Source organism: Paenibacillus sp. FSL K6-1122, assembly GCF_037977015.1.
GTDB classification, from domain to species: domain Bacteria; phylum Bacillota; class Bacilli; order Paenibacillales; family Paenibacillaceae; genus Paenibacillus; species Paenibacillus amylolyticus.
In genome coordinates, this window is the sequence record NZ_CP150272.1 from 5,955,074 (window position 1) to 5,969,940 (window position 14,867).

Annotated in this window: 6 protein-coding genes, 15 tRNA genes and 2 rRNA genes; 2 read left to right on the forward strand and 21 right to left on the reverse strand. The window is 47.1% G+C overall.

All coding sequences use genetic code 11. The annotated features are described in order from the left end of the window. The first annotated feature begins 389 nt into the window (after positions 1 to 389). Complete coding sequence (locus NSQ20_RS26720) at positions 390 to 2,783, forward strand: helix-turn-helix domain-containing protein (protein WP_340018514.1); 2,394 nt, start codon at positions 390 to 392, stop codon at positions 2,781 to 2,783. A 228-nt stretch (positions 2,784 to 3,011) separates the two neighbouring features. On the opposite strand, the gene NSQ20_RS26725 is transcribed toward NSQ20_RS26720, so the two are convergent. The 19 genes from NSQ20_RS26725 to NSQ20_RS26815 form a co-directional block, all read right to left on the reverse strand. Beyond that, a complete protein-coding gene (locus NSQ20_RS26725) occupies positions 3,012 to 3,938 on the reverse strand; it encodes a methyltransferase domain-containing protein (RefSeq protein ID WP_340018515.1) in 927 nt (308 codons plus the stop codon). Between the two features lie 183 nt (positions 3,939 to 4,121). Further along, positions 4,122 to 4,200 (reverse strand) — tRNA-Leu (locus NSQ20_RS26730). Between the two features lie 6 nt (positions 4,201 to 4,206). Further along, positions 4,207 to 4,280: transfer RNA gene (locus NSQ20_RS26735), tRNA-Cys, on the reverse strand. Positions 4,281 to 4,286: 6 nt separating this feature from the next. Next, a tRNA-Gly gene (locus tag NSQ20_RS26740) sits at positions 4,287 to 4,361 on the reverse strand. A gap of 4 nt (positions 4,362 to 4,365) precedes the next feature. Further along, positions 4,366 to 4,440: transfer RNA gene (locus tag NSQ20_RS26745), tRNA-Gln, on the reverse strand. 22 nt (positions 4,441 to 4,462) lie between these two features. Then, positions 4,463 to 4,535 (reverse strand) — tRNA-His (locus NSQ20_RS26750). 29 nt (positions 4,536 to 4,564) lie between these two features. Beyond that, positions 4,565 to 4,638 (reverse strand) — tRNA-Trp (locus NSQ20_RS26755). A gap of 6 nt (positions 4,639 to 4,644) precedes the next feature. Then, positions 4,645 to 4,730 (reverse strand) — tRNA-Tyr (locus tag NSQ20_RS26760). A 9-nt stretch (positions 4,731 to 4,739) separates the two neighbouring features. After that, positions 4,740 to 4,815, reverse strand: a tRNA-Thr gene (locus NSQ20_RS26765). A gap of 20 nt (positions 4,816 to 4,835) precedes the next feature. Next, positions 4,836 to 4,911 (reverse strand) — tRNA-Phe (locus NSQ20_RS26770). A gap of 95 nt (positions 4,912 to 5,006) precedes the next feature. Further along, a tRNA-Asp gene (locus NSQ20_RS26775) sits at positions 5,007 to 5,084 on the reverse strand. 27 nt (positions 5,085 to 5,111) lie between these two features. Next, positions 5,112 to 5,185, reverse strand: a tRNA-Met gene (locus tag NSQ20_RS26780). Positions 5,186 to 5,202: 17 nt separating this feature from the next. Continuing rightward, positions 5,203 to 5,278 (reverse strand) — tRNA-Val (locus NSQ20_RS26785). A gap of 67 nt (positions 5,279 to 5,345) precedes the next feature. Next, a tRNA-Glu gene (locus NSQ20_RS26790) sits at positions 5,346 to 5,417 on the reverse strand. Between the two features lie 9 nt (positions 5,418 to 5,426). After that, positions 5,427 to 5,518: transfer RNA gene (locus NSQ20_RS26795), tRNA-Ser, on the reverse strand. A 3-nt stretch (positions 5,519 to 5,521) separates the two neighbouring features. Continuing rightward, positions 5,522 to 5,597: transfer RNA gene (locus tag NSQ20_RS26800), tRNA-Asn, on the reverse strand. A 66-nt stretch (positions 5,598 to 5,663) separates the two neighbouring features. Next, positions 5,664 to 8,589 (reverse strand): 23S ribosomal RNA (locus tag NSQ20_RS26805). 309 nt (positions 8,590 to 8,898) lie between these two features. Continuing rightward, positions 8,899 to 10,451: ribosomal RNA gene (locus tag NSQ20_RS26810) — 16S ribosomal RNA — on the reverse strand. The 16S and 23S rRNA genes sit together here with 15 tRNA genes alongside, the layout of an rRNA operon. Before the next feature lie 456 nt (positions 10,452 to 10,907). After that, the gene (locus NSQ20_RS26815; protein ID WP_036667991.1) at positions 10,908 to 11,786 is read right to left on the reverse strand and encodes a nucleotidyltransferase-like protein; all 879 of its coding nucleotides are present in this window, start codon (positions 11,784 to 11,786) and stop codon (positions 10,908 to 10,910) included. 122 nt (positions 11,787 to 11,908) lie between these two features. Between NSQ20_RS26815 and NSQ20_RS26820 the strand changes: the two genes are divergently transcribed. Further along, entirely contained in the window at positions 11,909 to 12,289 is a 381-nt protein-coding gene (locus NSQ20_RS26820) for a DUF2614 family zinc ribbon-containing protein (RefSeq protein WP_017692307.1), read from the forward strand. 263 nt (positions 12,290 to 12,552) lie between these two features. Here the strand turns inward: NSQ20_RS26820 and NSQ20_RS26825 are convergent, their stop codons facing one another. Both NSQ20_RS26825 and perR read right to left on the reverse strand, forming a co-directional pair. After that, on the reverse strand, positions 12,553 to 14,283 hold the full coding sequence (locus NSQ20_RS26825; RefSeq protein ID WP_340018516.1) for a glycosyl hydrolase family 18 protein: 1,731 nt from the start codon (positions 14,281 to 14,283) through the stop codon (positions 12,553 to 12,555). A 142-nt stretch (positions 14,284 to 14,425) separates the two neighbouring features. After that, the gene (perR, locus tag NSQ20_RS26830) at positions 14,426 to 14,848 is read right to left on the reverse strand and encodes a peroxide-responsive transcriptional repressor PerR (RefSeq protein ID WP_026081471.1); all 423 of its coding nucleotides are present in this window, start codon (positions 14,846 to 14,848) and stop codon (positions 14,426 to 14,428) included. Between the last annotated feature and the right edge of the window lie 19 nt (positions 14,849 to 14,867).

The window sequence follows — 14,867 nt, forward strand, 5'->3', positions numbered from 1 at the left end:
CAGGTCGGGGATCTAGTTGGACCTTTGTCTGTCCCTATATAAGACCAACGTTCCACCTAAGCTGAATAGCACTCCAGATACCTTCTATTACCCGTATTCAGGCTACCCTTTAGCAGATGTCGACCTGTAGAGAGAATGTTGTCCATGTCTCTATTTACGTTCACACTGCAATTTCGTTTCTCATGATTCCGTATTGGATAGTCAGTCCAAGCCATTTCTCTAACCTTTTCTGCAAAATCATCTATCAGCAATCCCTTATCTCTACTTCTATACACTTTTGTTAAATTACTTATTTATCCACATAAACAAAATTTAGATTGTTCTATATGTAAGCGTTTACTAAAATAGAAAGTGTTACTATTTCTAATGTCAGGGGTGGAACTGAAACTGTGCGACCAATCAGCTATCTCCATAAAATGATCATCTTCGGAATCCTGTTAAGCACCCTGCCCATTTTGTTAACGGGAATTGCCGCATTTATCTATTCATCAAACCAAACAGAGCTGCATCGTACGCAGGCTAACAGACAGTTGCTGGAACAAATGCAATCCAACGTAGAACACAAACTCGCTACAGTTAGTTATATGCTTGATCAGGCCGTTCGCTCTCCAGTAACCCTTCGCTCCCTGTCTGCTTCTTCTTCACTAGAGGGGAAAGGGCCTTTGCTTGCCGACAAGCTACAGAGCGAATTTCAGAATATGAGGTCATGGGAACCTTTGCTGGATATTACTCTGGTGAATCAATCTCAGAATTGGCTTATTGATCATGCCGGATTATATCGTAATACGGATTTTCCACTGGCTCTTCCCATGAAAGAATTGATATCGGATACGTTAACTTCTGGATGGCAGCTCTCCCCTTCATCGGTGTTCAGCAATGATGAGCGTTCACCCGGTACAGGCTGTATTTATCATATTGCCCTTGCGAGATCTATTCCGAATCTGAATACGTCTTCCGATGCTGCCCTGATTGCCGGAATCCCTGCCTGTTCTTTGCAAAACACACTAGGAGAAGCCTCCATAGGCAATGCTGCCTCAGGACTGATCATTTTGAATCGGGAACAACGTATCTTGGTCCATCCCGATCCTGTATACATTGGACAACCGTTGTCTGCCATTGGATTACAGGATCGGGATACGGAAGCCAACATAACCAAACTATCACCCATCACATTTTCAACAGGCTTTGAAAAACGGGAAGTTAAGATCGCCGATACACATTATTCTCTAACGTATAGCCCTTCTACCTTAAAAGGATGGACTTATGTTCTAATCTCACCTACGAATATTCTGACACAAGAATATATCGATATCGGATTGCACACCTTGTATATCAGTATCTTCTTACTTTTACTTTCATTATTACTCGCCTGGCTCGGCTCCAAGCGAATGCATGTCCCGATTCGTAAACTTTTAACCCAACTTGGTGACAACCATCTGTCCAAAGAAGGAAACACATTAGCTCAGCAATCACCACCATTTTCTGATGAGTTCGAACAGATCAGAGCAGGGGTCTCACAATTATCTGCCTCTCGCTCCCAATTAGAGAACACACTTAATGTGCATCTATTGCAGATTCGCAATCATTTTATGATGAATCTGTTCCAGGGTAAGATCCCTGTTCATACTCTTCCTGACACCCTGAGTGAATATGGCTACACGCATCAGGTTCGGGAATGGCAACAAATTGCTGTTATTACACTACAGGCCGATCTTGTTAATCATACAAAATATAGAGCTAGTGATCGTGACCTCTTATTATTCGCTATTCAAAATATATTGGAGGAAACCGTTGTGCATAACCAACAATTGCTTCCCATTGTGCTGGAACATACAGTAGTCACGGTGATTGGCACCGTGGAACAGGATCAGTTTATTTTTTCACAGCAGCTATATGTATTAACAGACCAGTTACAACAACAGATGGATAAGATTCTGGCTCTTCAAGTCAGTATAGGATTCAGCCAGTCGCACAGCTCTCTACATCACATCCCTCAAGCTTACACAGAAGCCTTGGAAGCACTGAGGCATCGGATGAAGCTGGGAACAGGCATTATTTTTCAATATGAGAACATAGATCATCACACTCCCACTTGGTCCATGACCTACCCGGAATCATTGGAATATTCGTTGATCCAAGCTATTCAAAGTGCGGATGAAGTCCAGGCCTCTGCTCTTCTGAAACAACTGCTTGAAGTAATCTTTGGTATGGAGGTTACACCCGAGGAGTATGAGGTGGCTCTTACGAGGCTGCTCACGCATATTTTGCAAATGACTCAGGAATCCGGCATACGACTCGGACAGATCTCCCAAGGTCGTGGCTCGATGTTTCATGAACTTCATAGTTTGCAGTACGCTGCTGAAGTTGAGGATTGGTTTAAATATCAAGTCATCTTGCCCGTCATTCAGGTTTTTAAAGCGAGACAATATGCCCAGTATCAGCATATATCTGAGAAAATGATTGCCATGATTCATCAAGATTATGATAAGGATCTGACGCTTGAGGAATGTGCCTTGAAGCTTCACTACAATGCCAACTACTTAAGTAGTGTTTTCCGCAAAGAGACAGGCTGTGCATTTAGTGAATATCTGACCAAGTACCGATTTAACATCGCTAAAAAATGGCTGGACGAAAGTGATCTAACCGTTAAAGATATCGCAGCACGACTTCGGTACAACAATCCGCAAAACTTTATCCGATCATTCCGTAAATGGGAAGGAATCACCCCCGGCCAGTATCGGGAGCGTAAGCAGAAAGCAGAAGTATCGAACATCTCTAAATAAACGAGGGTCTGGTTCAAAGCGGTCGATGAATTAGTGGCTTCAAAAAAGAGGGAGCACATAACCTGCTCCCTTCACTTACAACTTTACTTCTGCAATCTTAACTTCATATGTTTGACACGTGTATCTTCTTGTTTTGCAGTATGATGCTTCCTAGTGTCATCTTAGAGGTTAGACTACATTGTCCGTCTCAATTCCTGATTATTAGTACACTTGCCACGCTTATGCGATTTATCGCTTATCCTTAGTGCGAACTGTTTTCATATTGGGCTGTTCAAGTTGGATTAGAATTTTACCAAATCTTCCTCCACGTGAGAAGGTCACCGTACTATCCTTGTACGTATCGTTAATGTAATCCTCAGCCAATCTGAGGGAATCTTCATCCGATGGTAACTCATACGTATTAAGCCATTCTGGTAGCTTCTCGATAATCTCTTCCACCGGTACTTCAAATGAGTTAACTTCTCTCGTAATGATCATCGTATAAGAATAACCCTTCAAATACAGCAACTGTTGGATATACCCCATATCACCGGCCTTGTATGAAGAAGTTACCCCCAGTACATCCTTAAGTTCATCCATTAGTGTGTGTTCCTTCTGTCCCGCCATAGTACTTATATACACATACTTCCGGGCACAATTGATCGCCTGCTCAATCGTTTCCCAATCCGACATCGCCGGACACATGGATGCAAATGCAAAGTCATATTTCTTCTCCCAGCCTTTATCCTTAATGGAGATTTCTTCATATCGTTCGTTTACGATTTCGATTTTGGATTCCAGAGCTGGAGGTATCGTCTCTTTCATAAGGGAGACAAGCAACTCAGAAGGCTCAACTGCGGTCACACTTGCCCCCTTTTCCGCAAAAGGAATGGTAAATATGCCTGAGGCTGCTCCAATGTCCAAAATGGATAACCCTGCGAATTCCACACCCTGGTTTTCAATCCAGCCCATAATGCGTTCAGAACGCTGCTTTCCTTCTTCAGTGAACGACTGTGCATGATAATCCCTGGCCCATCGCTCAAAAGCTTCTTCTATATTAGAGGGGACGCTTTTCTTCTTATATTTTGAACTTCTCGGACGATTCTTCCATGCCTCTTCCCATACAGAAAGATCAAATAACAGATCGGTATCCGATACATTTTTTCCATTAGTCACTCTACTTCACTCCTCCATATTAAAGACTTTACTTATCTACAATATACTCAATATAATCATACGTCAATCTTTATTAACGTCCATCTTCTCTTACTCTAGATTTTCTTACTGCACATAAATCGTTTCATATAAAATAAAAATAGCCCTACACATTGCATAAGCAACATGTAGGGCTATTCAATATACCGGCGAGAGGACTCGAACCTCCACGGTTTCCCACTCGATTTTGAGTCGAGCGCGTCTGCCATTCCGCCACGCCGGCATATGCTGGAGGCGCCACCCAGATTCGAACTGGGGATAAAGCTTTTGCAGAGCTGTGCCTTACCACTTGGCTATGGCGCCATATTTTGGAGCGGACGACGGGAATCGAACCCGCGACCCTCGCCTTGGCAAGGCGATGCTCTACCGCTGAGCCACGTCCGCATAATGGCTGGGGATATAGGATTTGAACCTATGCATGACGGAGTCAAAGTCCGTTGCCTTACCGCTTGGCTAATCCCCAATAAAAAATGAAAAAACAAAGGGGCGATCGAGGGGAATTGAACCCCCGAATGCCGGATCCACAAACCGGTGCGTTAACCACTTCGCCACGACCGCCATAAAAGGTTATTTTCTAAAAATTTAATTGGCAGGGGCAGCAGGAATTGAACCCACACCAACGGTTTTGGAGACCGTTGTTCTACCTTTAAACTATGCCCCTAAAAACTGGTGGAGGATGATGGATTCGAACCACCGAACCCGTACGGGAGCAGATTTACAGTCTGATGCGTTTGGCCACTTCGCTAATCCTCCAGGATTACATGGTGCCGGCGAGAGGACTTGAACCCCCAACCTACTGATTACAAGTCAGTTGCTCTACCAGTTGAGCTACACCGGCATATTAAATTATTTTAAAAATGGTGGCTCGGGACGGAATCGAACCGCCGACACGAGGATTTTCAGTCCTCTGCTCTACCGACTGAGCTACCGAGCCATAATAAAGTCTAATCTTAATTCCTTACACTTTATATAGGGCATCAGTGCCATACAGCAGATGTAGTGAACAGTTTGCCTCATGTAAAGATTAAATGGCGGAACCGACGGGATTCGAACCCGCGATCTCCTGCGTGACAGGCAGGCATGTTAGGCCAACTACACCACGGTTCCAGATCACTTTCTCAAAGGAAAGTATAATTGCGGGGGCAGGATTTGAACCTGCGGCCTTCGGGTTATGAGCCCGACGAGCTACCGGGCTGCTCCACCCCGCGTCGTTATAAAGTTTATATGGTGGAGGCTGAGGGGATCGAACCCCCGACCCTCTGCTTGTAAGGCAGATGCTCTCCCAGCTGAGCTAAGCCTCCGAACAACACATTTATGATCATACCATAATCTTGTTGTAAAAATCAACTTCTTTTTTTGAAGTTATTATGACCCGTAGGGGATTCGAACCCCTGTTACCTCCGTGAAAGGGAGGTGTCTTAACCCCTTGACCAACGGGCCTTAATATTATGGCGGAGAGAGAGGGATTCGAACCCTCGAGACGCTTGTGACGCCTACACGATTTCCAATCGTGCTCCTTCGGCCAGCTCGGACACCTCTCCATATGGCTCCCCGAACAGGGCTCGAACCTGTGACAACTCGATTAACAGTCGAGTGCTCTACCAACTGAGCTATCAGGGAATATGCTTCAGAGATCGTTCTCTGAAAACTAGATTCGAAACGAAACACGCGAATTACAACTTGCTATTGGATAAGCCCTCGACCGATTAGTACTGGTCAGCTCCATGCATTGCTGCACTTCCACCCCCAGCCTATCTACCTCGTCGTCTTCAAGGGGTCTTACATACTGGGAAATCTCATCTTGAGGGGGGCTTCACGCTTAGATGCTTTCAGCGTTTATCCCGTCCGTACATAGCTACCCAGCGGTGCTCCTGGCGGAACAACTGGTACACCAGCGGTACGTCCATCCCGGTCCTCTCGTACTAAGGACAGCTCCTCTCAAATTTCCTACGCCCACGACAGATAGGGACCGAACTGTCTCACGACGTTCTGAACCCAGCTCGCGTACCGCTTTAATGGGCGAACAGCCCAACCCTTGGGACCTACTTCAGCCCCAGGATGCGATGAGCCGACATCGAGGTGCCAAACCTCCCCGTCGATGTGGACTCTTGGGGGAGATAAGCCTGTTATCCCCAGGGTAGCTTTTATCCGTTGAGCGATGGCCCTTCCATGCGGTACCACCGGATCACTAAGCCCGACTTTCGTCCCTGCTCGACTTGTAGGTCTCGCAGTCAAGCTCCCTTATGCCTTTGCACTCTTCGAATGATTTCCAACCATTCTGAGGGAACCTTTGGGCGCCTCCGTTACTCTTTAGGAGGCGACCGCCCCAGTCAAACTGCCCACCTGACACTGTCCCCGCACCGGATTACGGTACCAGGTTAGAACCTAGATACGATCAGGGTGGTATCCCAACGTTGCCTCCACGCAAGCTGGCGCTCACGTTTCAAAGGCTCCCACCTATCCTGTACAGATCGTACCCAAATTCAATATCAAGCTGCAGTAAAGCTCCATGGGGTCTTTCCGTCTTGTCGCGGGTAACCTGCATCTTCACAGGTATTAAAATTTCACCGGATCTCTCGTTGAGACAGCGCCCAAGTCGTTACGCCATTCGTGCGGGTCAGAATTTACCTGACAAGGAATTTCGCTACCTTAGGACCGTTATAGTTACGGCCGCCGTTTACTGGGGCTTCGGTTCACAGCTTCGGATTGCTCCTAACCACTCCCCTTAACCTTCCAGCACCGGGCAGGCGTCAGCCCGTATACTTCGCCTTACGGCTTCGCACAGACCTGTGTTTTTGCTAAACAGTCGCTTGGGCCTTTTCACTGCGGCCCCCTCGTGCTATTCACACTACCGGGGCACCCCTTCTCCCGAAGTTACGGGGTCATTTTGCCGAGTTCCTTAACGAGAGTTCTTCCGCGCGCCTTAGAATACTCTTCTCGCCTACCTGTGTCGGTTTGCGGTACGGGCACCATCACCTGGCTAGAGGCTTTTCTTGGCAGTGTGAGATCATGACCTTCGCTACTATAATTTTCGCTCCCCATCACAGCTCAGCCTTACAATGTGCGGATTTGCCTACACATCAGCCTTACTGCTTAGACGGACATCCATCAGTCCGCGTCACTACCCTACTGCGTCCCCCCATTGCTCATAACGGCTTACGGTGGTACAGGAATTTCGACCTGTTGTCCTTCGACTACGCCTTTCGGCCTCGCCTTAGGTCCCGACTTACCCTGAGCGGACGAGCCTTCCTCAGGAACCCTTAGGCTTTCGGCGGATCAGATTCTCACTGATCTTTTCGTTACTCATACCGGCATTCTCACTTGTATAATGTCCAGCGCTCCTTACGGTACACCTTCAACCCTTATACAACGCTCCCCTACCCCTGATGCAAAGCATCAAGCCATAGCTTCGGTGGTGTGTTTAGCCCCGTTACATTTTCGGCGCAGAGTCACTCGACCAGTGAGCTATTACGCACTCTTTCAATGATGGCTGCTTCTAAGCCAACATCCTGGTTGTCTGTGCAACTCCACATCCTTTCCCACTTAACACACACTTGGGGACCTTAGCTGATGGTCTGGGCTGTTTCCCTTTTGACAATGGATCTTAGCACTCACTGTCTGACTCCCGGAAGTAAGTCTATGGCATTCGGAGTTTGACTGAGCTTGGTAACCCTTGCGGGCCCCGCACCCAATCAGTGCTCTACCTCCACGACTCTGTTTTCCGAGGCTAGCCCTAAAGCTATTTCGGGGAGAACCAGCTATCTCCGAGTTCGATTGGAATTTCTCCGCTACCCCCACCTCATCCCCGCATTTTTCAACATGCGTGGGTTCGGGCCTCCAGTGCGTGTTACCGCACCTTCACCCTGGACAGGGGTAGATCACCCGGTTTCGGGTCTACGTCCACGTACTAAGTCGCCCTATTCAGACTCGCTTTCGCTGCGGCTCCGGCTCTTCACCTTAACCTTGCACGGGAACGTAACTCGCCGGTTCATTCTACAAAAGGCACGCCATCACCCCTAAAACGGGCTCTGACTTTTTGTAAGCACACGGTTTCAGGTTCTATTTCACTCCCCTTCCGGGGTGCTTTTCACCTTTCCCTCACGGTACTGCTTCACTATCGGTCGCTAGGAAGTATTTAGCCTTGGCAGATGGTCCTGCCGGATTCATACGGGGTTTCACGTGCCCCGCACTACTCGGGATCCGTCTCGGAGGGAACCAACTTTCAACTACAGGGCTTTTACCTTCTTTGGCGGGCCTTTCCAGACCTCTTCGCTTAACCGGTTCCTTTGTAACTCCATGTGAGACGTCCCACAACCCCAAAGAGCAAGCTCTTTGGTTTGGGCTTCTCCGCGTTCGCTCGCCGCTACTGACGGAATCACTATTGTTTTCTCTTCCTCAGGGTACTTAGATGTTTCAGTTCCCCTGGTATGCCTCTACACAACCTATGTATTCAGTTATGAGTAACTGGAAATTACCCCAGCTGGGTTTCCCCATTCGGACACCCCCGGATCAAAGCTTGCTTACAGCTCCCCGAGGCAGTTTCGTTGTTCGCCACGTCCTTCATCGGCTCCTAGCGCCTAGGCATCCTCCGTGTGCTCTTAGTAGCTTAACCATTTTGTTCCGGTTTCGGTCGCTCGCTTCCCTTGTTTTGCTTGCGCAAAGCCAAAAGTCGCTCTCACCCGATACCATCACAAAAGCAATTTAACTACCTTTATACACTTGACTTGTTTGCACAAGTTCAGCTTAAAGGAATGTTCTAATTCGCGTTTGTTTCGTTTCGATATCTAGTTTTCAAAGAACAAGCTCCATGCAAAAGCAAGCTGTTTGAGAGTTTGAGCTCTCAAAACCGAACAACGAGTGAGTGTTTTGCAGCTAAGCTGCGTATTTGAATGTTTCCGTTGCAGGAAACGATTCTCCATAGAAAGGAGGTGATCCAGCCGCACCTTCCGATACGGCTACCTTGTTACGACTTCACCCCAATCATCTATCCCACCTTCGGCGGCTGGCTCCTTGCGGTTACCCCACCGACTTCGGGTGTTATAAACTCTCGTGGTGTGACGGGCGGTGTGTACAAGACCCGGGAACGTATTCACCGCGGCATGCTGATCCGCGATTACTAGCAATTCCGACTTCATGCAGGCGAGTTGCAGCCTGCAATCCGAACTGAGACCGGCTTTGTTGGGATTGGCTCCATCTCGCGATTTCGCAGCCCGTTGTACCGGCCATTGTAGTACGTGTGTAGCCCAGGTCATAAGGGGCATGATGATTTGACGTCATCCCCACCTTCCTCCGGTTTGTCACCGGCAGTCTATCTAGAGTGCCCACCCGAAGTGCTGGCAACTAAATATAAGGGTTGCGCTCGTTGCGGGACTTAACCCAACATCTCACGACACGAGCTGACGACAACCATGCACCACCTGTCTTGAATGTTCCGAAGAAAAGGTACATCTCTGCACCGGTCATTCAGATGTCAAGACCTGGTAAGGTTCTTCGCGTTGCTTCGAATTAAACCACATACTCCACTGCTTGTGCGGGTCCCCGTCAATTCCTTTGAGTTTCAGTCTTGCGACCGTACTCCCCAGGCGGAGTGCTTAATGTGTTAACTTCGGCACCAAGGGTATCGAAACCCCTAACACCTAGCACTCATCGTTTACGGCGTGGACTACCAGGGTATCTAATCCTGTTTGCTCCCCACGCTTTCGCGCCTCAGCGTCAGTTACAGCCCAGAGAGTCGCCTTCGCCACTGGTGTTCCTCCACATATCTACGCATTTCACCGCTACACGTGGAATTCCACTCTCCTCTTCTGCACTCAAGTCACCCAGTTTCCAGTGCGATCCGGGGTTGAGCCCCGGGATTAAACACCAGACTTAAATGACCGCCTGCGCGCGCTTTACGCCCAATAATTCCGGACAACGCTTGCCCCCTACGTATTACCGCGGCTGCTGGCACGTAGTTAGCCGGGGCTTTCTTCTCAGGTACCGTCACCTTGAGAGCAGTTACTCTCCCAAGCGTTCTTCCCTGGCAACAGAGCTTTACGATCCGAAAACCTTCATCACTCACGCGGCATTGCTCCGTCAGGCTTTCGCCCATTGCGGAAGATTCCCTACTGCTGCCTCCCGTAGGAGTCTGGGCCGTGTCTCAGTCCCAGTGTGGCCGATCACCCTCTCAGGTCGGCTACGCATCGTCGCCTTGGTGAGCCGTTACCTCACCAACTAGCTAATGCGCCGCAGGCCCATCCCCAAGTGACAGATTGCTCCGTCTTTCCAGTTTCCTTCAGGCGAAGAAAACAATTATTCGGTATTAGCTACCGTTTCCGGTAGTTGTCCCAAACTTGAGGGCAGGTTGCCTACGTGTTACTCACCCGTCCGCCGCTAAGTATCAAGGAAGCAAGCTTCCTATCAACTCCGCTCGACTTGCATGTATTAGGCATGCCGCCAGCGTTCGTCCTGAGCCAGGATCAAACTCTCCAATAAAGTATTGAAAAGAGCGATAAGCTCATTTTGAATCTGACGAGATTAAAAATCTCATTTGTGCTCCAGTCGATTCAAGCCAAGGCTTGTCTCAAACTTTCGCGTTCATTCTGCAAGCAGAATGTTTACTCACTCGTTGTTCAGTTTTCAAAGATCAAACACGATTTGTTTTACTTTTTTTCGTCTCAACCAAGTTTCGGCGGCGACTTAAATAATGTAACACATTTCGTTTGTTTTCGTCAAGAACTTTTTTTGAGTTCTTTTTTGAAGCTTTAGTTCTTCACTTTTCCTCTGAAGAATTTATCGTTTGTTGACGATAATCTCGTTTAAGGAACGAAATATAATGTATCATATATCGTGAATGAGAGTCAACATCTTTTTATAAATTATTAAACAAACAAAAAAGGAAGGTTTCCCCTCCCTTATGTGATCAATATAATGTCAGGCCTCTGGAAAAGGTTATGCCTCAATCCAATACCGAATTTCCCGGCCCTCTCCTCCGATTGATGGCCATCCTGCCGATTCTTTTACAATAGAACGAAAGACCAGCTTACGTATTACCAAAGGCAGATCTTCTCGAACAAATCTTAACTGTGGATGATGAACAAGTTCATTCATGCTCCACGGCTCCTTGCGACTTCTTAACACACGCAGCAGCAGTTCTGAGCACTCACTCATTTTGGACATTACGGAAAACTCACAGGCAAGCAGGACAAGCTCTACTCGTTGCTCCAGCGTCTCCGAGCTTACGGTAAGCTCTTGATAAAGTTTCCATAAAGCGCGATCCAGATTCTGCACATGTGTCCAGACGGCATGATCCGGGTATATCCCCTGTTCAATCAATACAATTCTTGCCCAGTTCCCCAGAGCCTCTAATACATTGTAGTAGGCGTCTACAACATGACCTTCCTGAATATGACGTTTGGCCTCCACATACATTCTCAAGAAACTGGTGAATTCATGAAGCAGCTTCTGCTCACGCAATTCTGCCCCAAAGGTAGACAGTTCTTCTCGCAAATCACTTAAGGCGCTGTCCGCTTCCCAGATAATCTCACCTTCAATCAGACACTGGGTGAGATTATTATGATTCCCGGTTACTACACTACTCTTTAATTCATGACGGCTCGCATAGATCATCTGATAACGAAGATCACCATATCTGTAATGTCCGACCGTCGACTTCAATTGATCATCATTATGAACAACAAGTACTAATAATTCGAAATCTTGAATTAGGGAGCCGTGGAATCGCTCTCCCGGGTGGGAATAAGCGATAGCCCCAACTGCCCCTGTCTCTTCCGACTGTTCGGACAAAAAAGCAAGGTTCTTTAATTCCACGATTCCCTCCATACATTTCATGGCAGATAAGCGCCAAGTCAGTTATAATGTAATTCTACATCCAGACTGAAGTTTCCTTCTTTTCCAGGTCCAATACTACTCATACGATAGGAGCATTTTTCATGATTTTTAAATCAGCAAAAATTAATGCTTTTCGCACTTGGGGATTACTACTGACCATGCTAGGTATGGGCCTAATGATACTGGGAACAGCCGGGATTGTTTTCTGGGGACATGCAGGCAAGGTATTCGCAGCTGTAGGGCTCGTCATCGGACTGATTGCCATGATGGCCAGTCTAGCCATTTATTTCTGGGCGGGTATGCTCTCCACCAGCGCGGTACAAGTCGACTGTCCGGAATGCGGGAAGTTAACCAAAATGCTTGGCAAAACGGATCGTTGTATGTTCTGTCATACCATCCTCACCCTGGACCCTAATAAGGCCAACATGACCAGTCAACAACTGAAAGCGCCTTCTACACAAGCTCCCCCCACCGATGGTTAGCACGATATGATCTCCAACCGCTAAATGTCTTTTACCTTAATTTCATTGAAGAACAAAAAAAGGCCCGGTATGTTTACCGGACCTTTTTGGACTTGGCTTATAAGTGAGCCCTGATTGCAGTTATCAATAGCTAAAATATGAAATTAAGTTATAAGTTCTACGACCAATAAAACGGTATACTGTACGTATGATGGTATCCAATGAGAAACTTTGAACTTAGTGAAAATAAATTGGAGCAAGCAGACACTCTGAGTTCGAGTAAATTATTTCTGGTACCCGGCCTGCTTCAATACCTCCCATGCAGAAGCATTAGCAAAACTTCGATTCCATGCTGCTACTCCGCCCAGCTTCAGCGAAGCAATCAAATCCACACGCGCCTGAAGGGACACGGCATCTTCGATCCATATTTTCTTGGTAGCTCCGTCTTCCTTATATTCCACATAGTTCTGTCCACTTGCCTGATCCAGTTCAGGTTTGAGTTTCTTCTCTTGAATCAGCTCCACAATGGCATTCATGCCCACCGCTTTGGAAGACACTTTAACCTCACCCTGATCATTCGTCTCTTCCGTCCATATCCGGGTATAGAGCGGAACCGCCATGATCAACTTGTTAGAAGGGACTTCATCCTCCTCAAGTATGCGTCTCATGGAAGCCTCGGTCCAAGGCAGAGATGCTACCGAACCTGCCTTGGGACTGGCCGCCCAATGTTCATCATAAGCCATCACAATAACATAGTCTGCAAAAGAACCTAATGCACGGCGATCCAGAAAGGCAGACCACATCTCACTGTTTGATTTTGGTGTTACATCGATTGATAACATCAATCCATGTATACGAGCCATCGCCTTGATCTCGCGCACAAACTGCGTAATATTCGGCCCGTCATCGGTATACACGTTCTCAAAATCGATGTTGATACCATCCAGTTGATACGTCTGTGCATACTCTAACATTTGCTCAATAATATGAGTGCGTGTCTCGTAAGAAGCTACAGCTTCTTTTGTAACGTCCGGATCAAAGCTGTTATCCATGAGTCCCCATACTTCCATACCCGAACGGTGAGCCCAGTTCACATAAGCTTGGTTTCCCTTGCTTTTCACGGTGCCCTGTCCATCCGTAATATGAAACCATGTGGGGCTGACCACATTCACACCTGGCATTTTACCGATAGAGCCCACATCAGGCTGACGATTGTACACGGCTTCCCAAACCAGATTTACCGGTTTATTCTGCCACTTCTTCTCTACTGCAGTCAGCGTATACTTGGGCAAGTCCACCTTCTTTTTCTCGGTGAGGACAATATAATCATTATCTACATATCCGGCGTATCCATTATCGAGTTGAACAAAACTCTGTTTATCACCCGTCTGCCAAACACGTACCCGTGCATCCTTTTCCATGTCGGCAATGATTGGTGAGGATTCTCCCCCACGTTTATATAACGGCACCGTTTTGTCGGCTTTGGATGATAACGTATCAATCTCTGCATACTGTATCATGTCTCCACCACGCATCAGCAGCACAGCACCTGTTACTGAATCTTCCTGTACGGTTATGCCATATACTTCTTTCAAAGGTTTGAGCGGAATATAGGCTTCTCCGTCCTTAACCTCAGGCTTAACTGTCATAGGATAATCTTTGTGATTAAGTTCTGCTTGTGTGCTTCCATCTTTCATATGAAGGACTCGCTGAGGAGAGGCAATAATGATATCTCCCGATTCTGATTCATAACGTATGCCTGCATCAATCGCTTCTTGCAGCACATCTACAGGCAACTTGAGTTGATCTCCTGTACCCAGAGCGTCTCCATCCATCAGTTGCCCATCTACAAAAATAGGCTGGCTTCTTCCTACCCAGTCGGGGTCTTCATGGGTCTGGTTCAACCATACATTTGTTATAAGCCAGTAAGCCCCCCCGGCGATCAGACAAGCCCCGAGAAAACCGGGCCAAAATGAACGTCGCTTCTGACGTGTATATCTGCTTTTTCTACCCAAACGTCTACCTCCGTTAATTATGCTGATCATAAGGATGTGCGCATAAGTTGTTATAAAGATGAGCATTTTGCATAAATGCTAAAAAAAAAAACGTGAAGAATCCATACTGAATTCTGCACGTTAATATTGTAATTCAACTCTCTTAATCCCTGCAACTTTTGCAAACGCCATATACTTCCAATCGGTGACCGTGTACTTCGAATCCTGTACTAGACTCCGCCTGAAGCTCTACACTTTTGAGTGAAGGATAGCTGAAATCTTCAATCTTGCCGCATTGATCACAGATAACATGATAATGATCCGTCACATTGGCATCGAAGCGACTTGAATTATCTCCGTATGTCAATTCCCGGACCATGCCAGCTTCCAGAAACATCTTCAAATTATTATATACCGTTGCCACGCTCATACTGGGAAATTGGGGTTCAAGGGCTCGGTAAATTTCATCGGCTGTCGGATGCCCCATGGATTCCATCAGATAGTTCAATATGGCATGACGCTGGGGTGTAATACGGACACCGGTCGTTTTCAGATGCTCCAACGCATGTTGGACACGTGTTGCCATAAAACCCACCGCCTTACCT

Coding starts and splice junctions, on each gene's coding strand:
- perR (WP_026081471.1), bottom strand. CDS start 14,848: ATGGCAACACGTGTCCAACATGCGTTGGAGCATCTGAAAACGACCGGT.
- NSQ20_RS26820 (WP_017692307.1), top strand. CDS start 11,909: ATGATTTTTAAATCAGCAAAAATTAATGCTTTTCGCACTTGGGGATTA.